20 protein-coding genes are annotated in these 23,668 nt (G+C 54.5%); all 20 read left to right on the forward strand.

Annotated features, from left to right (window positions below; translation table 11 throughout):
• The first annotated feature begins 53 nt into the window (after positions 1 to 53).
• Positions 54 to 1,271: a hypothetical protein gene (locus KK078_RS10225; protein ID WP_254090169.1), complete on the forward strand. Its 1,218-nt coding sequence runs from the start codon at positions 54 to 56 to the stop codon at positions 1,269 to 1,271.
• Positions 1,258 to 2,436, forward strand: coding sequence for a DUF4407 domain-containing protein (locus tag KK078_RS10230; protein ID WP_254090170.1), 1,179 nt, complete (start codon positions 1,258 to 1,260; stop codon positions 2,434 to 2,436). The genes KK078_RS10225 and KK078_RS10230 overlap by 14 nt, the downstream gene beginning before the upstream one ends.
• Positions 2,437 to 2,452: 16 nt before the next feature.
• Positions 2,453 to 3,226: a hypothetical protein gene (locus KK078_RS10235; protein ID WP_254090171.1), complete on the forward strand. Its 774-nt coding sequence runs from the start codon at positions 2,453 to 2,455 to the stop codon at positions 3,224 to 3,226.
• On the forward strand, positions 3,223 to 4,869 hold the full coding sequence (locus KK078_RS10240; RefSeq protein WP_254090172.1) for a glycosyl hydrolase family 18 protein: 1,647 nt from the start codon (positions 3,223 to 3,225) through the stop codon (positions 4,867 to 4,869). The genes KK078_RS10235 and KK078_RS10240 overlap by 4 nt, the downstream gene beginning before the upstream one ends.
• 3 nt (positions 4,870 to 4,872) lie before the next feature.
• Positions 4,873 to 5,106 (forward strand): hypothetical protein, encoded by a 234-nt coding sequence (locus tag KK078_RS10245; protein WP_254090173.1) that lies wholly within the window; start codon positions 4,873 to 4,875, stop codon positions 5,104 to 5,106.
• Positions 5,107 to 5,125: 19 nt separating this feature from the next.
• Positions 5,126 to 5,689, forward strand: coding sequence for a DUF4255 domain-containing protein (locus KK078_RS10250; RefSeq protein WP_254090174.1), 564 nt, complete (start codon positions 5,126 to 5,128; stop codon positions 5,687 to 5,689).
• Between the two features lie 90 nt (positions 5,690 to 5,779).
• A complete protein-coding gene (locus KK078_RS10255) occupies positions 5,780 to 6,814 on the forward strand; it encodes a hypothetical protein (protein WP_254090175.1) in 1,035 nt (344 codons plus the stop codon).
• An 18-nt stretch (positions 6,815 to 6,832) separates the two neighbouring features.
• Entirely contained in the window at positions 6,833 to 8,323 is a 1,491-nt protein-coding gene (locus tag KK078_RS10260) for a phage tail sheath family protein (protein ID WP_254090176.1), read from the forward strand.
• A gap of 32 nt (positions 8,324 to 8,355) precedes the next feature.
• On the forward strand, positions 8,356 to 8,808 hold the full coding sequence (locus KK078_RS10265) for a phage tail protein (RefSeq protein ID WP_254090177.1): 453 nt from the start codon (positions 8,356 to 8,358) through the stop codon (positions 8,806 to 8,808).
• 9 nt (positions 8,809 to 8,817) lie between these two features.
• On the forward strand, positions 8,818 to 9,294 hold the full coding sequence (locus KK078_RS10270; protein WP_254090178.1) for a phage tail protein: 477 nt from the start codon (positions 8,818 to 8,820) through the stop codon (positions 9,292 to 9,294).
• Positions 9,295 to 9,296: 2 nt separating this feature from the next.
• Positions 9,297 to 9,482: a DUF5908 family protein gene (locus KK078_RS10275; protein ID WP_254090179.1), complete on the forward strand. Its 186-nt coding sequence runs from the start codon at positions 9,297 to 9,299 to the stop codon at positions 9,480 to 9,482.
• A 2-nt stretch (positions 9,483 to 9,484) separates the two neighbouring features.
• Complete coding sequence (locus tag KK078_RS10280; RefSeq protein ID WP_254090180.1) at positions 9,485 to 10,162, forward strand: CIS tube protein; 678 nt, start codon at positions 9,485 to 9,487, stop codon at positions 10,160 to 10,162.
• Positions 10,155 to 11,948: a type VI secretion system tip protein VgrG gene (gene vgrG / locus KK078_RS10285; protein WP_254090181.1), complete on the forward strand. Its 1,794-nt coding sequence runs from the start codon at positions 10,155 to 10,157 to the stop codon at positions 11,946 to 11,948. The genes KK078_RS10280 and vgrG overlap by 8 nt, the downstream gene beginning before the upstream one ends.
• Positions 11,949 to 11,958: 10 nt before the next feature.
• Positions 11,959 to 12,258 carry a PAAR domain-containing protein gene (locus tag KK078_RS10290; protein WP_254090182.1) on the forward strand — a complete coding sequence of 100 codons (300 nt, stop codon included), beginning with the start codon at positions 11,959 to 11,961 and terminating at the stop codon, positions 12,256 to 12,258.
• A gap of 17 nt (positions 12,259 to 12,275) precedes the next feature.
• A complete protein-coding gene (locus tag KK078_RS10295; RefSeq protein ID WP_254090183.1) occupies positions 12,276 to 12,692 on the forward strand; it encodes a GPW/gp25 family protein in 417 nt (138 codons plus the stop codon).
• Between the two features lie 12 nt (positions 12,693 to 12,704).
• Positions 12,705 to 16,415 (forward strand): baseplate J/gp47 family protein, encoded by a 3,711-nt coding sequence (locus KK078_RS10300; RefSeq protein WP_254090184.1) that lies wholly within the window; start codon positions 12,705 to 12,707, stop codon positions 16,413 to 16,415.
• Between the two features lie 61 nt (positions 16,416 to 16,476).
• Positions 16,477 to 17,241 (forward strand): hypothetical protein, encoded by a 765-nt coding sequence (locus KK078_RS10305; RefSeq protein WP_254090185.1) that lies wholly within the window; start codon positions 16,477 to 16,479, stop codon positions 17,239 to 17,241.
• A 2-nt stretch (positions 17,242 to 17,243) separates the two neighbouring features.
• Positions 17,244 to 19,967: a hypothetical protein gene (locus KK078_RS10310; RefSeq protein ID WP_254090186.1), complete on the forward strand. Its 2,724-nt coding sequence runs from the start codon at positions 17,244 to 17,246 to the stop codon at positions 19,965 to 19,967.
• Positions 19,964 to 22,249, forward strand: coding sequence for an nSTAND1 domain-containing NTPase (locus tag KK078_RS10315; protein ID WP_254090187.1), 2,286 nt, complete (start codon positions 19,964 to 19,966; stop codon positions 22,247 to 22,249). The genes KK078_RS10310 and KK078_RS10315 overlap by 4 nt, the downstream gene beginning before the upstream one ends.
• 80 nt (positions 22,250 to 22,329) lie before the next feature.
• On the forward strand, positions 22,330 to 23,607 hold the full coding sequence (locus KK078_RS10320) for a glycoside hydrolase family 71/99-like protein (protein ID WP_254090188.1): 1,278 nt from the start codon (positions 22,330 to 22,332) through the stop codon (positions 23,605 to 23,607).
• Positions 23,608 to 23,668: the final 61 nt, after the last annotated feature.

Genomic DNA, 23,668 nt, shown 5'->3' on the forward strand with positions numbered 1-23,668 from the left:
GCGGTATAGCATTTCTTGCTATATTGTGATCCTCTAACCTAACGATGTTTGCTATGTACAACACGGATGTGCTTTTGCGCCATATCATGACGTGTCAGCACGCGATCCATATTCATCTCAATACAACAGTCGACACCAGTTTATTAGATGCCTGCATCCGGCAACTGGAAAAGGGCCTGGCAGTCGTATTGGTGATCAGCGACCTGAACCGGCCGGTCCTCGACAACAATCCTTTCCTGTTAAACCGTTGCCTGCAACTGTGCCAGAAGGGCGCTACCCTATACACTGCGGATGCTCTCCCGGACACTCTATTATATACGTGCATCTCCGATTTCAGAACCGTATGTCATGTTCATTCCTCCGACACCGTTATTCATACGGAGGCGGCGTACGAGGCCGTCCGAAAGGCTGTGCATCATTTTAACACACTTGTTCGCAGCAGTACACCCTTTCACGCATCTTCCGAAGGCATCCGGATAACGCTGGACGTGTCGGAAGACCTTGTACCGAGAGACTCCGCTGTCAGCCTGACGTGGCACGTACAGGGAGCGGACAAGGTCTTTATTGAAGGGCTTGGTGCGGTGGAACACGCGGGGCGGCGCCAGGTATTGCTGACCGAGACGACGCTTTTTAAAGTTGGCGCCTATAACGACCGGAGCGCGTGTATGGCGGCTACCCAGGTGTGGGTGACGCAGAAAACGATCATCGACTATGACATTGGCTTTATCAGCGCACAAACCAACGCTTTTTACAGTCTCGTAAAAGCCGGCAATGACAGTGACACCTACGGCACCATGGCGGGCAACCGCCTCTGCCTGCGCTGGCGTGTGCTGCATGCCGCCCGTGTGCACATCCTTCCTTTTGACCTTACCGCACACGAGGGAGAGTATACTTTCTCCACCACCGCATCGATGGACATTTGTATTACGGCGCAAGTAGATCAACAAACGCTCACCCGAAAAATAACCCTGCTGGCGTTTCCCGTCCCGGTATTTCGCGACAGGCTTTTTTCATCGGCGTTTCCCACACATGTACCCACGCCGGAAGCCGATGCCACGCCACGGCTGATGCTCACGCTACGTGATTCCGAAAAACGCTACCAGCAGCTGCTTAAAAAGATACATGCCTACACGTCTGACAGAACCGGCCCCAAACCAACGCTATCAACATTGAACGCCTTCGTTTTTCAATACCTGAAACGGATGAACGCAGGGAAGAATGGTGTACGCCATGCGATCGAATCTATCGAGCACTATTATGAACAACGCTAAACCTGCAGATGCCGCCCCGCCCCCACGCCGGATCAGCCGCGTGATGCGCTTTTTTATCTTCTGTTCGGCCGCGAATAAAGAGATCTTACAGCGTTGCCCGTTGTCCGAGTATCACAAATATGCCAGCATCGGCGCTACGATATTCTTTACCGGTGTCCTGGCCGGATTATCGGGGGGCTATGCGCTCTATACGGTATTCGATAGCGTGGTTGTGGCCATCGTGCTGGGTGTGTTCTGGGGCACGTTGATCTTCAACCTCGACCGGTTTATTGTGAGCACGATCAAAAAGGGATCCACGCGGTATAGCCAGGTGCTGCAGATCATTCCGCGTGCGCTGCTGGCCATATTCCTGGCGATCGTTATTTCCAAACCGCTGGAGCTTCGCATCTTCAAACAGGAAATTGACGAGGCGCTGCACCTTGCCTGCCTGGCCCGGCTGGAGGCCGTTAACAACGATTACACCAAAAAGATCGACCGCTGGCACCTGCTGCTGCAACAAATGAAAGAGAAGGTGGAGCAGCGTTACGTCCTCCGCGAGAAGTATTACGAAGAATATCGCTGCGAGTGTGACGGATCTTGTGGCACCGGAGCGCGCGGTATCGGGTCGGAATGTTTGCGAAAGGAGAAGAAATATAATAAGGCCGACCAGGAGTATAAAGACGTTATCACCGAGCAGCAAGCCTTGACCGCACAAGCGGGGCTGGCCATCCGTGCCCTGGAGCAGGAACGCGACGGGTATCAGGCTTCGCTCAGGAACACGTTCGCCACGGGGTTGCTGGCGCAGCTCGAAGCACTGCACCAATTGCCGCAAGGGCCTTCCCTGGCCATTATATTCCTGCTCATCTTTATAGAAGTGTCGCCGATCCTGGCCAAGCTGCTTTCGCCGGCGGGGCCCTATGACCATGTGCTCAAAACCCTGGAGTATGATTATGAGATCGAAGAGCTTTCCTCCATCAACATCCGTAACCAGAAGCTCAACAATCAGCTGACGTTGCTGGCCAGTGTCGAGCAGCAGCAGGTGGAGCAGCAGCTTAAACACAACCGCGAAACGATCAACCTGATCGAAAAGGCGCACCAGGAGCTTGTCCGTGAGCAGTTATCGCTGTGGGTAGAGCAGGAAAAGATCAAGCTGCGGGAGAACGCATGGAGTCAACAAGAGGCATAACCCGGTGGCAGCACGCATGAAAGCGATATTCCTTCTTCTGACGGTTATGGCGATGGCCCGCCCGGGCCGGTCGCTGCAGGCGGACTCGGTGGTATGCTCTCCGGAATTCAGCAACGTGCTGACGGCGAACTTTACCACGTTCCTCAAACGCGACGTTACGGGTACGTTTGCCGTAAAGGACGGTGACAGCATTCACTATGTCTTGTTCCAGGAGAACCTGTACGGCGCTACGTTTTCGCTATACGACCCCGCGGGACAGGAGATCATAAAGACACGTACACGGGCAAAAGTGCTTTCGGACAAGTTAAAGGGCCGTGAGCCGGGTAATTATTACTTCAAGATCCGGTCGGGGCGTCCGTTGCCAAATTCGTTTATCCTGATGCTGAACGTACGCAACTGTCTTCCGTACACGCCCGAGGCGACGCACGACAGTACCCCTACCGTCATCGCGATGGACACGGTCACCTCCGTCAAACTCGATTCGACCGTGTACCTCGCCAGCAAGCTCAATTTAAAGAGCAAACAAAGCATACGCATCGAGGTCGATTCTTTGCAGGGTTTATTGCAGTACGAAATCCGGTCTGCCAGCGGGCCGATCCATTACAGTTTCGCTGACGCGGCGGCAAGAACCGTAAAAAACGGCGTGGGTATATATCAGACGGGCACACTTCCCTTCCGGCATTCCTTCTACAGCTTGTGGCTGGAGAACGACGACCCGGTGGCGGGTAAACATGTGCGGGTGACCATTGTGCAACAGGTACGGAAACGTAAAACCCCTCTCGTAAAATGAAAGCAACGCTACACGATATCGTCCGGCGCGGTCTGCTGGCACTGCTTTGCAGTTGTCTGTCTGGTATGGCGATCGCGCAGACCTCTTATACCGTTGACCCCGCCAACCCCTCTGACACCGTTGCCTGGAAAAGAGAACGGCAATTTGCCACGGGCAGCGCATTGAACCAGTACAGTAAGCTTTTTAAAACACTTCACGGTAAGAGCCGCAGCGTCTATTTCCGTAAAACGGAAGGTTTGCAAGAAATTGTGTACAACGACGAAAGCCAATCGTATTACGGCAAGCGGAACACTCCTTCGCAGCTGGCTGAGCACACGGAGGTGATGGGCTGGCACCTGCACTGGATGGAAGCGGAATGTCCCTATTACCCCTACCGGCTTTTCTCCACGCTGAGCTTCTTTTCATACGACATCGACTCTCACAGCGGCGCGTGTACCGATGCCGATGCCATACGGCATTGGCTGACATCACCGGTGCATGACTCCGCACGCGTACACCATACCCGGATGCTGCTGACGCTGACCAGCTACGGCACGGCACGCAATAAAACGTTTTTGAATAACCGGCAGGCGTGGATGCTCCTGGCCGACAGCGTCCGGTCGCTGATCCGGTTGAAAAAAGCGCACGGCATCGACCTCGACTTCAATGGCTTGTCGCCGGAAATGAAAAAACCTTTTACGGACTTTACCCGATTCATCCGCAACAAGCTGGGCGACAGCACCATCATTACCTTGCAGATACCCTATAACGCCGCCCTGAATGCCTACGATCTGAACAGTTTGAAACCGCTGATCAATACCTTTATCGTACAGGGCTATGATTATGAAAACCCTACTTGCGATAATGCCCCGCTGCCCATGGCGCCCCTGCAATCTCCGGGTGAATGCCCCAGCCTTGGGAAAACGACCGATGTACTTTTACAAACCTTGCCGCCAGGCGACATCGTGATCGGATTCCCCCTGTATGGCACCCGTTGGCGTCGCACGGCGGCCGGGTGGACGTCGCTGGATTACCTGCCGTACGAAAACATACGGGCGCAGTACAATGTGAATCACGAAGAGTATATCGAAAGTTCCAGCGGCAGCAGCATGGTGCGCGTCGGAAACGCCATACCGTACGAAGTGGTGTGGTATGAAGGGCATGAAAGCTTACGTCGCAAATTCACGTGGATCAAAGAAAAAGGACTTCACGGTGCAGGGCTTTGGGGTCTCGGTTACGATGGCAACCATCCGGAGATCTGGCAGGCCGTCGAGGCACACTTTACCGTATCGTCGTGGCAAAAAGTAGAACCCATCGGGTATGCGAACGGCCGAACGTATTCGCTGGTGACCACCCTGCATCGATACCGCAAGATCATCGGCGTGTCGCTCTTTATCATGATCGGATTCTTTCTGCTGGGGCTTCTTCTTTCGCTGCTGGACTGGCGTGTACGCGGCGTATTTTTCCAGAGCGGCGCATACCGTGGCCTGTGGGCATGCGGCTTGATCCTGGCGGCGTTACTGGCCGTTTACCTGTTTTTCGACGAGGGCGGTCCCGCCGGACATGCCGGTTTCAGCATGTTTGTGTACGGCATACTTTGCGGGGCGGTCGTTGTCTATATCACCAGCACGGCGTACCTGCGTTACAAAAACAAACTACCGTAAGGCATGAGAGAGATTATCGCCAAAGAGCTTCTGTATTTCTTTTTCGCCGTCATCACCGCTATACCGGTGGCCTTTCTCTTTTTGCACCTGCTGCAGCTGGACCCGGAGCACACCCGCATGGGCGACGATGAACACGTATTGGAAGTCGACCTGATGCTGATCGGCGGCGCCCTGGGATTTCTGGGGGTGTATGTGATGCGGCTGACGGTTTGGGCCGTAAAACAAATTGTTCACTAATACCCTGGAATAGATCACGATGATCCAACACGTGTTACCGGTCGTTGTCGACGAGCTCAATGAATACCTGAAGTCGCAATTCAATGCCGTCGAGGACAAGGCTATACTTTCAGCCATCGTAGAGCAAGACGGCAGCCTGGCCCTGGAGAGCGGCAACAAGATCGTGGCAACATTGATCTTTGTCGACAAGGACGTTACCTATAAAAGCGGCCCGGGCACGACATCGTCAGGATTGGAGATCCTTCAATACTCGCCACCCCTGAATATAAACCTGACGGTCATGTTTTCCGCCCTTTTTAGCCGGAATCACTACATTGAATCCCTGCGCTACTTATCGGGTGTCATCTACTTTTTTCAATATAAACCGCTTTTCACACGACAAAACACACCGAAGCTGTCCAGGGGCGCCGACAAGATCTATTTCGACCTGCTTTCGGTATCGCCCAGCGACATGATGAATTATTATTCTATGCTCGGCATAAAATACGTCCCATCGGTCGTATATAAAGTGCGGATGCTGACATTCTCGCAAGACAACGTGGTGGCCGATCTGCCGGCGATCCGCGGCCTGGAGACAAAATAAAAATGTATATATAATACAAAATTTTCGTTTGAGTTTATCCTTATTCCTCTTACATTAGACCAAGTTTCGTTACCATCTATATCTAACCCTATGTTGCGCTTCAAGCAGTTGTGGCAAGTCGATTTTACGCATCAATATTATACCGTTCGTCCTTACCAGCCGTTCCGGGTTTTTCCTACACATACTACTGCACAGCAAATGCAAGCCTATGGCCTGTTGCAAAAAGCATCCGCCCGTGGCTTTTTTATCGCTTCGAAGGCGCGGGACGCCGCTACGGACCTGGAATATCTGCTGGATAAGCCTGTTACGCTGGTATTTACCATTACATGTGACGACCCGCTGCTACTCAATTACTCCGATCTCGCCGTCGAAAATACCGAGCAGAGCTTTTTACTCGGTAATCAGCACGCGGCAAAAGACGGGACGCTGCACCTTCACACGGGTGTACGGCTATCCGCGGCGGATCTCGTCATACCGGTTACGGGCTACAACGACCTGGACATACACTTCAAACCCGACGACAGTATAGCATGTTACCGGAGAAATCAGGTATCATCGGAGCCCCCTTTTTATACAGGAACCTACGAAGCTTTCAGGACATCGCAGGCGTTTGATACGCTGCTGGACCTGCCGGCATTTTCCATCCGCCGGACGGACTTGTCTGCTCTGCTGCATTTTTATGCCTGGACGAGTCCCACGCGGAACATTTTTGCGATCCTGGAAATGACGCTTACACCGTCCATGGCAGCCGCGGCCACTCCTACCCACTATGCGGTGAACATCGGCGCGCGGGCTATCTCCTGGCGGTATAACATTATAGAGAAGCCCCAACGGTCGTTCAGTGATTTTATAGTATATGCCGGCAAGCGGGTGCTGTCGCTAAAACCGATCACGACACGTACACTGGCGGACGGCACGACGGCAGTGATCCTGGAACCGGTTGACCCGATCCTGCTGGCGGAGACCTATGAAACGCCGTTTGAAGTAGAATTCAACCAAACCGACAGTAAAGCGGGAAAATTGAGCGCACGCCGGCGGCTGGGACTGCCCATTCCCGATATCGAACGAATCAAGATAAGCGCACAGTATGCCAGCGCCTATTCTGACATGTATATACACATCTAATAACCTAATCTCACGATCATGCCACAAGTTTATGCCACCCCAGGGGTGTACATTGAAGAAAAGAGCGCATTTGCCAGCTCTGCGGTACCCGTTGCGACAGCGGTGCCGGCGTTTATCGGGTACACGGAAAAAGCGATCCGGAACAACAAGTCGATCATCAACCTTCCGACCCGGATCACCTCGTTGAACGAGTATCATGAGATCTTTGGCGGCGCGCCAAAAATTCAATTCGATCTGCTGGACGGCGAGCATGGTGAACCCTTTAAGGTCGAGGTAAAACGTGAAACCAATTTTTACCTGTATAACACGCTGCGCCTGTTCTTTTCCAATGGTGGGTCTACCTGCTACATCATTTCCGTCGGAACGTACGACTACACGAAAGGTGTAGAGACGGCCACGCTGAATCCGGCAGAAAACGATAAGGGTCTGAAAACGCTGTTGAAAGAAGTGGAACCCACCATGGTGGTGATCCCCGACGCGGTACTGCTCGAAGAGGCAGACTGTTTCAGCCTGCAGCAGGCCATGGTCATGCATTGCGGCTTTGACATGCGCAACCGCGTGGCATTGCTGGATGTATACAACGGCTACCGGCCCCGGACCATGGCGGACGACGATGTCGTGACGCGGTTTCGCGAGGGCATCGGCATCAATCACCTGCAATGGGCGGCGGCGTATTATCCCTGGGTGGAGAGCACCGTGGTGCCCGTCAGCGAAATAGACATGGCCAACATTGCCAACCCGGATGTATTAAAGAAAAAGCTGACCGAATCGCTGAGCCAGGACAAGGCTGATGAAAAAAAGAACGCCGCTATTACACAGGAGATCGAAAAGATCGGCTCCGCCGATACCGATGCCGTGGCCGTTCACCAAACCCTGCTGACGGCGGTGCCATTGTACAAAGCCATTCTACTCGAGATCCGGCAAAAATTAAATATACTTCCCCCCAGCGGCGCCATGGCCGGTGTGCTGACGATGGTCGACAACGCTGTGGGCGTGGCCAAATCGCCTGCCAACGTATCGATGGGTTCGGTAGTAAAACCCACGGTGAACATCACGAACGGCATCCAGGAAGATCTGAACCTGCCGCTCAACGGCAAAGCCGTGAACGCCATTCGCAGTTTTCCGGGGAAAGGAGTCGTGGTCTGGGGTGCACGCACGCTGGACGGCAACAGCCAGGACTGGCGATACCTCAGTGTACGCCGTACGGTCATCATGATCGAACAGTCGCTGAAGATCGCGGCGGAAATGTATGTATTCGAGCCCAACGTATCGGGTACCTGGGTGACGGTACGCGGCATGATGAGCAATTTCCTGACCGACCAATGGAAGCGTGGCTCCCTGGCCGGCGCCGTGCCCGAAGACGCGTTCAGTGTCGACATCGGTCTGGGCGTAACCATGACCCCTACCGATATCCTGGACGGTATCATGCGGATCACGGTGAAGCTGGCCGTTGTGCGGCCCGCGGAATTTATCGTAATCACCTTCCAGCAACAAATGCAGAAATCATAACCTAACATCTTCCCCTTAAACTCTATACTATTATGGCAGGCGAAAAACAGGACAATGTATGGCCCTTACCCAAGTTCTATTTCAAAGTGGAAGTAGAGGGTGGCATGACGGCTTCCTTTCAAGAAGTATCGGGCCTCGATGCAGAAGTCGACGTATATGAATACCGGCACGGCGACAGTAAGGATTTTACCAAGATCAAAATGCCGGGGCTGAAAAAATACAGCGACGTGACGTTGAAGAAGGGCCATTTTACGGGCGACATCCAGTTCTTTGAATGGTTCAGTAAAAACCAATTGAACACGATCGAGCGCAAGGGCGTAACGATCAAGTTACTCAACGAAGGCGGGAATCCGGAGATCGTGTGGACGTTGACCAACGCGTTCCCGAAATCCGTAAAGTCGACCGACCTCAACTCGGGCAGCAGCGACGCCGCGATCGAGCAATTGGTACTGGCGCACGAAGGCCTGGTCATCGCGAAAGGCTGATCGTAATCTATGGCGGCCAATCAAACAACCGGAGAACCCTACCCGCTGGTAGGGTTCTACTTCAGCATTTCGTTCAGCGGCATCGCCGACACGAACGATCTGAAGTTCAAAGCCGTGTCGGGCATCAGCATGTCGCTGGAAGTCGAGAATGTAGCGCAAGGCGGCGACAGCGGCACCTTTGTGACGTTGCCAAAGAAAACGACCTTCAGCGACCTGGAATTAAAACGCGGCGTGCTGTCGGCATCGTCGGCCGTTACGGCGTGGTGCTACAGCTGGCTTTTGAACGACTATTCACAACCGATCGAAAAGAAAACAGTGACGTTAAAGCTGCTCAGCAAAGACAGCACACCCGTTATGACCTGGCAGTTTAACGAAGCCTACCCGGTGCAGCTGGATATCAGCAGCTTCAGCTCGACGGCCGAGGGTGAAGCGGCCCTGGTAGTGGAAAGCATCAAGTTGAAGTACAGTACTATTCAAATTATCTAACCATGCCGCTGGACGTCAAAGAATTTATCATCCAGGCCAAGTTTGCGGACGACGACGAGGGCTCTTCGGAGACGGCGAAGGCGGCTGCGCAAAAGCAGGCTACCGACTACAAACTACTGAAAGAAGAGCTCATCAGCGAATGCATGGACAGGATCGAAGAGCTTTTGCGTAAACGAGACCGGCGATAACAATGGCGAACGGCGGGAAACGTGAAAAGATGATCATCGAGGCCTACGAGGCGCCCGACTTTACGGCCAAGCTGGCCGACGAGTATACCTTTCAGATCAATCCTGAAAAATATGATCGCACACGGGAGCCGTCCGTCCGGGAAGACCACATGCGCCTGGCCAACGGCGACAGTGTTCCCACCAATAAATCGATCGACCGGGAATACCTGACGCTGACCTTCTATGTAGACGCAACGGGCGCTGTAGGCGGCTGCGACGACGTGGAAGCCAATATCCAGGCACTCAAGAAACTGTGTGTGGACGTGAACGGGAACATTCACCGGGCCAATTATCTTAAAGTACGGTGGGGCGCGGACTTTACGTTTTCCTGCGAGACTGCGGAGCTGAAAACGGATTTTGTATTGTTCAAGCCCGACGGAACGCCGGTCCGGGCCAAGGTGATGGCGAAGTTCCGGCAATTCACCGACGCGGACGCCCGGGCCAAACAAAACAACCTCAGCTCGCCGGACCTATCGCATATCAAAACCATTGTGGATGGCGACACCCTGCCGGTGCTGTGCCATCGCGTGTACGGCGATTCGAAATACTATATACAGGTTGCCGCCTACAACAAGCTGATCAACTTCAACATTCTTACTCCCGGACAAAGGATTATTTTTCCCCGTTTAACCAATGATTAAGTCTCCCCTGAATGCCAAGAGCGACCTGCCGAGCTATACCATCCTGATCGACGGTACGGCGATCAAGGATACATACCTCGTGCTGAGTATTTCGGTAACGAAAGCCATTAACAGCATTAACGAGGCAAAGGTCGTACTGCTGGATGGCAACACGGCCACGGGAAAATTTGACGCCAGCGAATCCGAAGACTTTGTGCCGGGCAAAAAGATCGAGATCAGCCTTGGCTATCACGGCACCAACGAAACGGTGTTTAAAGGCGTTATCACGGCGCAAAGCATCAAGGTACGAAGCCGTATCAACCGGCTCGTGTCGCAGCTGACCCTCCAATGCATGGACGAGGCTGTAAAACTTACGGTGGGAAGAAAGAGCAAATATTTTAAAGACAAGAAAGACAGCGAGATCATCAGCACCCTGCTGACCGAAGCGGGCGTGTCCAAAAAGATAGATGATACTCCGTATGCCTACAAGAAGATGGTGCAATACGACTGTACGGACTGGGACTTCATCCTTTCACGCGCGGATGTCAACGGTTTCCTGGTGATCTGCAACGACGGCACCCTGGAAATAACGACCCCGGTGCTGACGGGAACGGCCGACCTGGCGGTGACGTACGATACAGACATCATTGATTTTGTAGCCAATCTCGATTCTCAATTCCAGGTTGACAGCGTATCGTCCACGGGATGGGACGGCACCACCCTGCAGGTAACAACCGGCGCTTCGGCCGAGCCGAGTGTGAATGCGCATGGAAACATCACGGGCAAAACGCTTTCGGCGGTGCTCGGTTCCAAAGTATATACGTTACAATCTGCCGTGCCGGAAGACGCCTCTGTGCTGAAGGGATGGGCCAATGCCAAACTGCAGCAGCTGCGGCTGGCCAGGATACAGGGATATGTAACGTTTCCGGGCAATGCCGCGCCCAGGCTGGGCAAGCTTCTTCAACTCAATAATTTCGGGGCCCGCTTTAGCGGTGATGCGTTCATCTCCGGGGTGCACCATACTTTGGAAGAGGGTAACTGGGTCACGCGTGTAACTTTTGGCCTGGCACCGGAGTTCTTTACCGACGCGAAAAAGATCCTGGCGCCGGCAGCAGCCGGTGCGTTGCCCGCGGCACAGGGATTGCAGATCGGCACGGTCAAGCAGATCGACCAGGACGCCGACGGTGAATACAGGATCCTGGTAAATCTGCCGATGATCGAAGCGACCGGCATCGGCGTGTGGGCGCGGCTGGCACAGCATTATGCCACCGACGGCGCGGGCTTCTATTTTCTGCCGGAGGTGGGCGATGAAGTGGTGCTGGGTTTTCTCAATGAAGACCCGCGGTTCGCCGTCATCATGGGATCGCTGTATGGCAAAAAGAAAAAACCTCCGTATACCCCCGAGAGTAAAAACAACACCAAGGGTTTTGTCAGCAAGAGCAAGCTGAAGCTGACCTTCGACGAAGAAAAGAAAAGCATTACCCTGGAAACGCCCGGCGGGAACAAGGTTGTCCTGGACGACGACGGTAAATCGCTCACCCTCCAGGATCAAAACAGTAATAAGATCACGCTCTCAGCCGACGGCATTGTCTTCGACAGCGCCAAGGATATCAAGTTCACCGGTAAGGGTAATTTTTCCATCGATGCGATCGACGTCGCCATGAATGCCAAAGGCGATGTGACCCTGGCCGGGAACAACGTCAACGCCAAGGCCAAGCTGGCCCTGCTGGCCCAAGGAACGGCGCAGGCTACGCTGAAGGCCTCCGGACAGGTGGAAGTAAAGGGCGGCATGGTCATGATCAACTAACTTTTCCGCTATGCCTTTTGCTGCACGAATAACCGACCTGCATGTATGCCCGATGGTAACGCCCGGCCTGCCACCGATACCCCACGTAGGCGGCCCGGTGATCGGCCCCGGCGCACCGACAGTACTTATCGGAAACCTTCCCGCGGCCGTGCTGGGTGACTCCTGTGTGTGCACGGGGCCACCGGACGCTATCATGAAGGGCTCGGCCACGGTCATGATCGGTGGAAAGCCCGCTGCACGAATGGGCGACACTACTGCGCACGGGGGGCAGATCGCGCTGGGGTGCCCCACGGTGATGATCGGCGGATAATACAAACGAAACGGGTTATGCAAGACAATACATTTTTAGGCAGAGGCTGGTCTTTCCCCCCGCGGTTTGACCTGGTGCGCCGCACGGTGGTGATGGTCGAGGAAGACGAAGACATCGCCGAGAGCCTGCGGCTGATCCTTTCCACCACGCAAGGCGAACGGATCATGGACCCGAAATTCGGAAGCACACTCTCTGCGTTCGTCTTCGACAGCATCGACAGCCTGTTCATCAACCGCATCAAGGACAGCATCCGCACGGCGGTGCTCCACCACGAGCCCCGCATCACCCTGGACAACATCGCGGTCAATACCACGCAAGCCGCCGAAGGTGTGGTCTATATAACGTTGTTCTATACCATCCGGAAAATAAACGTACGGAGCAATATGGTATACCCGTTTTATTTTAAAGAAGGCACTAACCTACAGCATACCTAATTCTAACCTGTTATGCGCGCGCCGGATGAGAATATCGAAATGCCCTGGGAAAATGTGCACAATCCGTATGGATCGTCGCGCAACCGGCGTTTTGCGGCTGCGTTGCATCCGGAATATTTTCAAATAGACGAACGAACGCTGGCAGACTTTCTGGTATTTGCCGAGCGTTATGCCGCCTATGTATCTACCGATGTGCCGGAGATCCCGGGCGATACCGCCACCTGGCAAAACTTCTTTGGCGGCAGCATTGCTGTGTTTCTAGCCCGGCTGTGCAGCGGCACCCCCGTGCGTACCGTCACGTACGACATCCTGCCGGGTGCGGCTACGCCGCCGCATCATATTCAGCACAAGCTTCGCGACTTTTTACAGTATGCCGGCAGTCTACCGCTGGCGCTGCCCCCTGCCCTGGAAAAGCAAACACAGCACAACAAGATCGGTCACTTGTTGTTTCAGTTGGCCGAGCTGCAGGCGGCGATGGACCGGGTGATCCAATCATGTCTGCAGGCCGGCATCGCGATCGACTACGCAGCGCTCAACCGACCTGCTCCCGCGGCCGAAAACGACGATACGCCACAACATTCCACCGCGGCCGACGCTTCGCTGGATCTGTTCCTGTCGATCGCCCACAAAGTGACCGACAGCGCACGGCACCTGCTGCATGCGTTCCTCTATGATTACCAGGAGCATGACCCTGCCCTGGCGCTCTATATTGCCTTTCTGAAGCTTTACGGCTATGCCCAGGAGGATCTCAACAAGATCACGGGCAAGCACCTGGACTATTTCTTTTACGAGCTGCTGCAACAGAAGCCGAAGCCGTCTGCGCCGGACGAGGTATATGTATGCGTGCGTTTGTCGGATCACGTCGAAACCGCGGCGATTGAAAAAGGGACGTTGTTCAAGGCCAACGTGGACGAGGAAGGCCTGGACTGTCTTTATGCGGCAAAAGACTACACGTCGCTGAACCACGCCCAGGTCGTTGCGCTGGGCTCGTTTTACCCTGCGCGGAAAGGCGAGATCGGTATCGAACCGTACTATGAATTCATATCGGCCATCTATGAAACCGAGCTGCTTACTTCTGCCGGGGGTTTTGACTTCAGCACGGCGGCCCGCGCCTTTCCCGCGTTTGGGGAAGCGATGTACAATGCCGCTAAAAAAACCATGCAGCCCAGCGAGATCGGTTTCGCGGTCGCCTCGCCTACTCTGCTGCTGCGCGAGGGGTGCCGGCAAGTAACGGTAGCGTTGCAGTTCGAGCTGAACTCGATGTCGCCGCTGGTTTCTTTTTTTGAGCGATACGCCAACGCCGAAAACCTCAGTGCAAACCATGTATTCTACCGCATCTTTTCGGAAGCTTTCTGCATTTCGCTCACGACACCCGGCGGGTGGCACGAGGTACCGGATTATACCATCCTGCCGCCGGCATGGGGCAGCGGAAAGGTAGAATTCTATTTTGAGCTCCCGCTGGGCGCGCCTCCGATAACGCCTTTCGGCGAAAACTGGCCGACGGCGGAAACAACGAACTATAACACCCCGTGGCCGGTGATGAAGATCAGCCTGGCCGACCGCAAGACGATGTATACCTATTCGTATCTGCAGCATTTGGTGATCCAGACATGTTCTATTTCGGTGGCGGTAAGCCAGATCAAAAACCTGGAGGTATATAACGACCTGGGCAAAGTAGAGACCAGCGTGCCCTTCTATCCTTTCGGTGCGTTGCCGGTGGTGGGCAGTGCGTTCCTGGTGGGGTACGACGAGCTGACCAAAAAGCAGATCAGCGATATCGCGTTGGAGATCACCTGGCACAACCTGCCCCGGGTGCCGGGCGGCTTTCGCGAGCACTACGAAACATACGGCGAGCCGATCGACAACGACTCTTTCCGGGTAGGCATAACCGGGTTGTCGGATTATGCATTTCACCCCGCGGCGCCGGACAAAATACAGACCTTTCCGCTTTTCGTCACCCAGCAAAACGACGGCCAGACGATCCAATACAAACCGGCCGCTCAAACGACGTTCGAACACTTCGGTGTGAAGGCGCTGAAGCTTCATGACAATTTCACAACGGAACCTCTGGGGCCTTACGACAACACCACCAAAACGGGATACATCAAGGTCGAGCTGATCACGCCCGAAATGGGCTTCGGTCACCAGCAATATCCGTTGCTGCTGTCGGAAGCTGTTTTGCGAAAGGCCCGCCGCGAAGACACCAAACTGCCGGAGGCTCCCTATACGCCCCAGGTAAAATCGCTCGCCTTGCGGTATCAGGCCTCGACACAGATAAGCTTTCAAAAAACATCGTCGCTCAAGGCTCATCCCAAAGCCGATGAAAAAACCTATCAGCTCCAGCCTTTCGGTATTCGTACGACCTTTGCCGGGTGCACGCCGCTGGTGGACGCGTGGCTGCCGCAATATGAGCACGACGGCTACCTGTTGCTGGGGCTCGACACGGTTATACCCGGCGAAGCCGTAACGTTTTGCTTCGTGCTGGAGCGCAACACGCTTTCAGACCCCACCGACGAGATGCCGACGATCGAGTGGTTTTACGTATCGGACGACACGTGGCACACGTTCAACAAAAAGGATATCATTTTCGATACCACGCGCAACTTTACCACTACCGGCATAGTGAAGCTGGTCATGCCGGCAGACCTCGGCAATCAAAACACGGTGTTACCCGCCGGCGCTTACTGGATCATTGCTGCCTTACAGGGCGACCCCACGGCGACGGGAAAAATACGGGCGATCCATACGCAGGCGATCACGCTTACCTGGACAAGCCACAAGCCGGGGGCACAATGGAAAGGCAACCTGCCTTCCAACACCATTGACAGCCTGGCCCTGGCTACTTCCGACATAGCAGGCGTCTTTCAACCTGCCCCATCCTTCGGCGGGCGAGCCCAGGAAGCTCCCCAGGATTTCTACGTGCGTGTGAGTGAATTTTTAGCGCATAAGAACCGGGGCGTCACGGCCTGGGATATTGAACGACTGGTGCTCGAGAACTTCCCCGAGGTAAACCAGGTAAAGTGTATCTCGGCCATCGAATATCCTTTCTTTACCGAGGCGGGCAAGATCATGGTGGTCGTGACGCCGAACGTAGTGACGGGCGACCGATTCGTGCTGCCGCGGTTCAGCCCGGCTGCTCTTGAAGACATCCGAACGTACCTGGAGCGACGCATTTCTGCATTTGCTTCGATCACGGTGGTTAATCCGACCTACGAGGAGGTCAAGATCACGGCGGATATTGTGCTGACCGACGAGGCCACGACGGGAGAATACGAGGACGCGCTGTACCGCGATATCCGGAATTACATTTGTCCCTGGTATAGTCGTCCGCAGGAGGACATGGCCTTTGGCGGCTCCCTGGACCTGGATGAGATCACGGAATTTATGGCTACGCGGCCGTACGTAAAGTCGGTCTCGAAGGTTTCGGTATTGATCCTGCAACACAACAACAAACGCTATACGATCACGGATTCTGCACAGGATACCGAACACAAAAAGCTCTACAGCAGCAAACCCTGGTGTGTGCTGATCCCGATGAAAAAACATCAGATCAAGATGAACCAGGAAGAGCAGAATCTAACCCCCGAAAAGGCAGCGATCATGAATATGCGCCTGGGGCGAGAATTTGTCATTGCCGGTAAAACCGAAAGCCCGCCGCCGGATGATGCCTCGGACGATACCACCGGCGCCAGAGGCTATGTGGAGTTTGATATACCCCTATAATTTGTATGGCTGTAATGTGTATACCCGAATTTTTATTGTAAATTAATTATACCGGTTCGTTATGTCAGTCAGAAACAGAAATACACTCAAGAATTTCTTCCGCAACGGGAAGTCGCCTTCCGAAACAGAATTCTCGGACCTGATAGACTCGACCTGGAACAAGGTTGACGACGGATTAAACAAAACGGAAAACGATGGTCTCAAGCTGGCACCCGTTGGAAACTCCCCGGTGCTGATAAGCTTTTATGAAAGCATTGCGAGCACGACGTCTGCCTGGAGGCTTACGATAAACCACGAGAACAACAAGGGGATCGCCTTTGTTCAACCCGGCCATGAGTCGTCGCCCGCCCTTACCTTTAGCGGGGCGGGCAATGTGGGAATAAAAACCTTTACGCCGCAGGCTGAGCTTGACGTGCTGGGTACGATCAGCGCCTCCGGACGCATGGGCGGGTATAAAACGGGACGTGTTCCGGCCGATGCCACCTGGCATACGATCGTGCCGGGTCTTCAGGGTTTTAATGCCTTTGAAATTGTAGCGGTAGCCGAAGGGAATCCCGGCGAGGGGAACTATAGCATGGCGCACGCCATCGCGCTCAACGCCCACCAGGGCAGCAAGGGTACGATCAAGGTCATCGGCACGTCGTATGACTGGTTCGACTTTCGCGACAAGCTTCGTTTTCGCTGGCGGGGGACGTCCACAAACTATGCGTTGCAGATCCGCACCGGCAAACACTATGCGCTGCGCAAGGACAAAAAATTCAATACCATCAGCTTTCACGTCTGCAAGTTGTGGGACAATACCATCATGAAAAACATAAACGACTGAACATGGTAGCGTTACCCGGCATACACGCCCACTATATACCTCCCAAAAGCATGGATTATGCCTTGCTGCGCAGCGAGGGCCTGGCGCATGTGCAGGCCCTGGCGGGAAAGATCTGGACGGATTACAATAGCCATGACCCGGGTGTGACAATCCTTGAACAGTTGTGCTATGCGCTGACGGTGGTGGGGTACAAAACCAACCTAGACCTGCACCCCCTTGTGTTCGGCGGCGGTGAGGCCGAACTCGAAAGAAGTAATGCGCTCTATGGCCCGCAGGAGATCTTTGCCAGCGGCACGGTAACGTTCAACGACCTGCGGATATTATTATGTGACCTGCTAAAAAACGAGGGGGTGCACAACGTCTGGTTTAAAAAGGCGGGCGGCAGCACGGCCGGGCTCTATGACGTATACGTTCGCACATCGGCGTCTCCGGACACCCATGCATCGCTCGAAACCAGGATACGCGAGACCTATGCCGCGCACCGCAGCCTGGGGGAAGACATTCGTCGGGTCATCATGCTCAAACCGCTGTATATCGACATTGCTGCATCGATCGAGATCAGCGAAGAAGTTTCGCCCGAGAAAGCGTTGGGCGATATGTTCTATGCGCTGCACGAATATTTTAATCCGTCGGCCACGCGCCTGCCACTGCAGGAGCTGATCCACCAGGGGCTGGGATACGAGAACATTTTCAATACACCCGCGTTCGAGCACGGCTTTATCCGCAAGCTGCCGCCTCTAAACGACACCACGGTATTTCCGATCTCAGCCCTGGACGACATCATCAGCAACGTACCGGGCATACGAAGCCTGCGCAACCTGGTCGTCAGCAAGGACGGCATCCGGATCACGGGAAAATATATCACGGTAGAAGAAGGTCATTTGCCGGAAGTGTCGCTGGAGTCGCACAAGATGTCCATCGCCGTATACCGCAATCATACAAAAATAGGCTTCGACGCGTACCGGGTAAAGCACTATTACCTGGAGAAGATCGAAATTCAAAACAAGTCGTACCCGTTCACGCCGTTGCCGGCGGGTAAAAAAGATGCGGACGTGAAACGGCACATCGGCACGTACGTGAGCGTTCAGAACACGTTCCCGATCGTGTACGGCATTGGTCGGTACGGCCTCCCGGGTCATGTGCCCCGTGCGCGTGTCAGCCAGGCACGGCAGCTGCAGCGCTACTTGTTGTTTTTCGACCAGCTCATGATCAACCACCTGGCACAGCTCGAGAACCTGGCGCAACTGTTCAGCTATAACCTCGACAGCGCGCAGGCTACGTACTTTACCAAATTGCCCGGCGCCGGCCCCCTGCACGACATACCTGACGTCGAAAAGCTGACAGACAGGTCGCTGGACGAAGGCCGGTTGCGAGCGCTGGTGCACGACAATTACTTCGAGCGAAAAAACCGGGTGCTGGATCACCTGCTTGCGCGGTTTTCAGAGACGTGCCCCGAGCTACAACACCCTAACCTGTCGGCGTTGCTGGGTGTAACCGAACCGGAGCTGAGCGCCACCCTGGCGACGATCAAGTCGACCTTATTACAGCAACTACCCGAGCTTAGCAAACACCGGAACCGCGGGCTGAACTACTTCGCGGCCTATCAACCCGATGCCTACCCGTTCAAGGCACGCCTGAGCCTGCTTTTAAACCTTCGCCACAGTGCGGCCCAGGACAAAGCCATGCCGTCGCTGACGGCACCCTATCATTTTCTGACGCCGGCGGACCCGCGGCAGAAGGGCGGCGGCTCGGTGCGGTTTAAATTGCCCCACCACCCGGAGTGCCGTGATCAGCTGGTCTTTTACGGAGCCCTTGCCGACAGCTACAGCATCGTTCCTGTCGATGCCACGGTCAAGCCGTATATTGTATTGTTCCATACCCGCCAGGTGCCTCAGGGAACGTTGCTGGCGGACTGTGCTTCGTTCGACGAAGCGGAAGAATTGATTGCTCAGCTGGTGGCCCGGTTTAAAAAGCTGAACGATCAGGCCAGTGATTTTCACGTTCTCGAGCACGTACTGTTGCGGCCGACGCTCGACAAACAATACGAGGTCGAGCTGAAGATCCGCCAAACGCCTTACAGCCTTCACGCTACCGAGCGCGATCACCTGGAGGAGCAGCGAAACCTGGTGGTCGATGTGGTGGTCTACGGTACGGATATAGCGAACTATACGATCCACCAGGAGGGCTCTTCGTATCGGGTTTACCTGACGGACCGTCATGGCAACGAACTGGTGAAGCTCAACACGTCGTTCGACGAATATGCGCTCGCCGAAACGTGTATCGAGCAAACCCTTGTCCCGTATTTTCTGGAGCTCGACCGGAAGGGGCTTACGGGTGTGGCCGATGCAAACTTTGTCCTGACGCAGGAAACGACAGCACACGAGGCATTGCTGACGCCGGAGATCACGTTGGTGTTTCCCAAGTGGATACCCCGGTTCAACGACCCGGAGTTCCGCATCTTGCTGCAGCAAAGCCTCTGCCGGTGCCTGCCGGCACACCTCCGGGTAAACATCCGGTGGCTGAACCTGAAAGACATGGCCGCGTTCGAACAAAAATTCAGTGCCTGGCTGAAACTGAAGCGCCTCGTTACGGCAGCAGGAAATCCCATCGCCACGGCACGCAACCGACACGACCTGCGCGAGCTTCGCGGCAGCATGGCGGACCTTGACAAGCTTTCGGCGGAACTGATCTCTGAATTTGTTGTTAGCAAGCCCCCCGAAACATGAAACCCGCGTCTAAAAAACATACGCTTGCCGGCCTGAAGCCTTTTGACGAAGCGGACGCCGAGTACTACTATATCGAAGAAACGCTTACGGAAAAATTCTTCCGGTACCTGAAGAAGAACCGTTTTGTATTGCTGACCGGCGAGCCCGGCTGTGGCAAAACTTCTTTTATTAACTGTGCCGTGCTGACGGGCAGCCATCTGAATCACACCGAGCGCTGGATTGGTGCCAAGTTCCGGCCGGGACGAAGCCCCATCAAGAACCTGGCGCGTGCACTGGACGTAGCCCAAGCCACCAATGCCAAACAAAACGCCGCGCTGGCGATCGAAGCACTCCTGCACGCGAGCAGCAGCGCGCTGACGGAAGTATTTGAAGAATATCCGTTGCCGCAGAACACGAACTTCCTATTGATCGTCGATCATTTCGAAGACATCTTTTTGTCAGACCGCTCACAAACTGCGACGAGCAAGGCCGCGGCCGCCGCGGAGGCACAGAAGCTCATCAATCTGCTGTGGGCATTCGAGCACCACAACACGCGGGCAGTCTATGTCGTTGTTTCTTTCTCGGATCACTACCGCGACCGTGCCGCAGAACATCCTAAACTACTGGACCTGTTGCAAAAGCGAAGTTTTCCTTTCGAAGGTATATCCGTACAGGAAACCGATGCCGTGATAGACCGTGCCATTCCGGGCATCTGGAAAGGCCACCGGGACATCTCCCTGATCAAAAAAGCGACCCGACAGCGGCTGGATGAAGACCAGGAGCGTCATACCCTCACCCCTGCCTGGCGTTACCTGCTGAACCATTCCCTGCAGTATACCTTTGCGTTGTGGCTGCGCGCGTACCAATCCATCCATAAGAAAATAGCAGGCGACCCCTCGTTGAAAGAGGTCGCAGATCACAAATACCTGCCCTTGCTGGTCAATGATCTGCTGCGCGATGAACTTTCGGTCGTCAATGCTACCGCCAGCAAAAGAGGTAACACCCTTTGGCTTACGTTGTCCATGCAACAACAGCAAGCCCTTACCCGCGTGGTGAAGACCGCCCGGGAAACCGACAAAAAGCTAACGCTGCAAGGATACCACCAGGTGGCCGGTAAGCTCATGCGGTCGTTAGCGCTGGAGGTCGAAGAGATCTTCCACGCAAACGCCAACATGGAAACGGTATGTGAGCTGTTTGTCAAAACCCTCACCTCGCGTGATGGCACCCTGGAGCCGCTTCGCTATAAAACGATGATCACGTGCCTGGTCGGCAAAAAAGGGATCACCCGCCAGGACGTGAACCGCTTCATCACTTGCTTTGGCGACGACGGGCTGGGGCTGGTGCAGGTCATACCCTCTTCGCGTATCGAGGAGAGCCTGAACATGATCCACAACGGGGCGCATATCGATGACGACGCCGTGGTATCGATCCGAAACATGAGCCTCGCGGGGGCGTTTCCCAAGGTGGTACTCTGGATCAAGCAGGAAAGTGATTGCATCCAGGAATACCTCCTTTACGCGCAGGCGGCCGCCGGCAAAACAGCGTCCCATCCGTTGACGCTGGAGCGGTATGCCAATACGATCCTGAGCGGCGAACCCGTCGACAGCTGCGAATACTCGAAGGTCATTGACAGCTTTCTGCAAAAAGACAGCACGTGGGCAGCGCTCCATACGCCCCCCGGCAGCGGCTTTGCCAGCTTTGACCGAACACGGAAGTTTGTTGAGCAGGGCGTAAACCACTGGCGGGATATCAACAAAGCCGAGAAGACGCGTCAGCAGGAAGAAAAGAAGATCAAACGCATCAAGCGCAATCTGTTTGTCTCGGCGTTCGTGGGCGTTGCTTTGGTGGCGCTTTACACCTCATTTTCGATCGCCCAGCATAGAATGCTCAAACAATTCGACTGCCTGTACGACGACTGCCTGCGTGTAAGCAAAGAGATCAATCTTCAATACATTGATAAGGGCGAGGACTATAAAGTACTGGTGGACGGGTGGACGACCGCTTTGGTCGAGAAAAGCAACCTGGTGGACAACTGCATCGATTCAATGTATTCGTCCAACGTCGTAAACTTTATCTGGCGCTACCGGCACTGGCAACGGAGACGGGACGCATTGTTCGTTGATTCCACACGGATGAATGTATTAAATGACGTGATCGACAAGAATTTTTTATATAAAGCCGGAAGCACCATAGAGATCGTAGAAGGTTATAAGATCTTTAATGAAAAGCTTTTGCCTCAAAACGTACCGTATCTCGTGGATTGCAGGAAGTGCGATGAGCCAGGATGGTTTGGTTTTAAATAAACAACGAAAAGAAAATGTTTGAACCGGCGGGTTAATCGATTATTAATTCCTTTTTAAGGCTGCCTTCCTAGTTTGGTGGCATGAAAAAGAAATATACTTTACCCTTACTCCTTGTCCTTTTTTCGACGGCGCTCTTTGCGCAATCGCGTCACAGTGCCGCAACGCTCTACCCCTCGTACAAGGGGCTGGTGATGGCGGGCTACCAAGGTTGGTTCCGGGCGGCCGGCGATGGCAGCACGGCCAAACGGTACGCCTATGGTGACGACAGCCGTTCCGGTGTGGACATGTGGCCTGACGTGAGCGAATATGAAAAAACGTACGAGACGCCGTTCAAGCTGGCCGACGGAACAACGGCCCGTTTCTTCAGCTCGCTGGACAAGAGCACGGTCGACCTGCATTTCAAGTGGATGCAGCAGTATGGCGTGGACGGTGTTTTTATGCAACGCTTCTTCGACGACGCCCAGCACGAAAACCGCAGAAAAGAATCGTCGCTCATTCTCCAAAACGCGCTCGAAGCTGCCTCGAAGTACAAACGCGCTGTTGCCGTGATGTACGATCTCTCCGGCCTCAAGGGCTCTGGCCAGGATTGCTCGGCGCTGATCGAAGACTGGAAATACCTGATAGACCAACTGAAGGTGACGCAGCAAAAGGGTGAAAAAACGTACTTGCACCATCGCGGTAAGCCCCTGGTCGTGATCTGGGGTCTCGGCTTCCCCGACCGCCCGTACAACATCCGCAACATCGGCATGGACCGGTTCCTGGATTTTCTAAAGAACGACCCCGTGTACGGCAACTGCTCGGTGATGTTGGGCGTGCCCACGGGCTGGCGTTCGCTCGACGCCGACTGCGCGCCCGACCCCTACCTGCACGAGCTGATCCGCCGCGCCGACCTGGTGATGCCCTGGGCCGTGCAACGCTTCTCCCCTTTGCTCCACAACGACATGGACCGCTATCGCGACATTCTTTTACAAGACATGAAGTGGTGCCGCGAAAACAACGTCGACTATGTACCGTGTGTTTATCCAGGCTTCAGCTGGCACAACCTGAGCGTGCATGCCTTTCCTGACGACATTAAGCCGGTAGGCTCTATTCCCCGCCAGGGCGGCCGGTTCTACTGGCAGATGATCTCGACAGCACTGAATGCCGGCGCGGAAATGTTGTATGTTGCCATGTTCGATGAAGTGAACGAAGGCACGGCGATCTTTAAGGGTTCGGATAACCCGCCCGTTGGCAAGAACACCCAGTTTATCGATATGGATCACAAACCGTCCGACCACTACCTGTGGCTGACAGGCGAAGCCGCAAAAATACTGCGGCGTGAGAAACCGCTGGTGTTTACGTTGCCCGAACGAAAATAGAGTTGACCCAAAAAACAGGAACGGCCGATGGCTCGTTCCTGTTTCTTTTCTTATCGGCAGG

It is taken from the genome of Dawidia soli, assembly GCF_018598185.1.
Classification (GTDB): Bacteria; Bacteroidota; Bacteroidia; order Cytophagales; family Cyclobacteriaceae; genus Ohtaekwangia; species Ohtaekwangia soli.

What these genes read in the sequence shown, in the direction of transcription:
- KK078_RS10225 (WP_254090169.1), top strand. Translation starts at nt 54, where the DNA reads ATGTACAACACGGATGTGCTTTTGCGCCATATCATGACGTGTCAGCAC.
- KK078_RS10230 (WP_254090170.1), top strand. Translation starts at nt 1,258, where the DNA reads ATGAACAACGCTAAACCTGCAGATGCCGCCCCGCCCCCACGCCGGATC.
- KK078_RS10235 (WP_254090171.1), top strand. Translation starts at nt 2,453, where the DNA reads ATGAAAGCGATATTCCTTCTTCTGACGGTTATGGCGATGGCCCGCCCG.
- KK078_RS10240 (WP_254090172.1), top strand. Translation starts at nt 3,223, where the DNA reads ATGAAAGCAACGCTACACGATATCGTCCGGCGCGGTCTGCTGGCACTG.
- KK078_RS10245 (WP_254090173.1), top strand. Translation starts at nt 4,873, where the DNA reads ATGAGAGAGATTATCGCCAAAGAGCTTCTGTATTTCTTTTTCGCCGTC.
- KK078_RS10250 (WP_254090174.1), top strand. Translation starts at nt 5,126, where the DNA reads ATGATCCAACACGTGTTACCGGTCGTTGTCGACGAGCTCAATGAATAC.
- KK078_RS10255 (WP_254090175.1), top strand. Translation starts at nt 5,780, where the DNA reads ATGTTGCGCTTCAAGCAGTTGTGGCAAGTCGATTTTACGCATCAATAT.
- KK078_RS10260 (WP_254090176.1), top strand. Translation starts at nt 6,833, where the DNA reads ATGCCACAAGTTTATGCCACCCCAGGGGTGTACATTGAAGAAAAGAGC.
- KK078_RS10265 (WP_254090177.1), top strand. Translation starts at nt 8,356, where the DNA reads ATGGCAGGCGAAAAACAGGACAATGTATGGCCCTTACCCAAGTTCTAT.
- KK078_RS10270 (WP_254090178.1), top strand. Translation starts at nt 8,818, where the DNA reads ATGGCGGCCAATCAAACAACCGGAGAACCCTACCCGCTGGTAGGGTTC.
- KK078_RS10275 (WP_254090179.1), top strand. Translation starts at nt 9,297, where the DNA reads ATGCCGCTGGACGTCAAAGAATTTATCATCCAGGCCAAGTTTGCGGAC.
- KK078_RS10280 (WP_254090180.1), top strand. Translation starts at nt 9,485, where the DNA reads ATGGCGAACGGCGGGAAACGTGAAAAGATGATCATCGAGGCCTACGAG.
- vgrG (WP_254090181.1), top strand. Translation starts at nt 10,155, where the DNA reads ATGATTAAGTCTCCCCTGAATGCCAAGAGCGACCTGCCGAGCTATACC.
- KK078_RS10290 (WP_254090182.1), top strand. Translation starts at nt 11,959, where the DNA reads ATGCCTTTTGCTGCACGAATAACCGACCTGCATGTATGCCCGATGGTA.
- KK078_RS10295 (WP_254090183.1), top strand. Translation starts at nt 12,276, where the DNA reads ATGCAAGACAATACATTTTTAGGCAGAGGCTGGTCTTTCCCCCCGCGG.
- KK078_RS10300 (WP_254090184.1), top strand. Translation starts at nt 12,705, where the DNA reads ATGCGCGCGCCGGATGAGAATATCGAAATGCCCTGGGAAAATGTGCAC.
- KK078_RS10305 (WP_254090185.1), top strand. Translation starts at nt 16,477, where the DNA reads ATGTCAGTCAGAAACAGAAATACACTCAAGAATTTCTTCCGCAACGGG.
- KK078_RS10310 (WP_254090186.1), top strand. Translation starts at nt 17,244, where the DNA reads ATGGTAGCGTTACCCGGCATACACGCCCACTATATACCTCCCAAAAGC.
- KK078_RS10315 (WP_254090187.1), top strand. Translation starts at nt 19,964, where the DNA reads ATGAAACCCGCGTCTAAAAAACATACGCTTGCCGGCCTGAAGCCTTTT.
- KK078_RS10320 (WP_254090188.1), top strand. Translation starts at nt 22,330, where the DNA reads ATGAAAAAGAAATATACTTTACCCTTACTCCTTGTCCTTTTTTCGACG.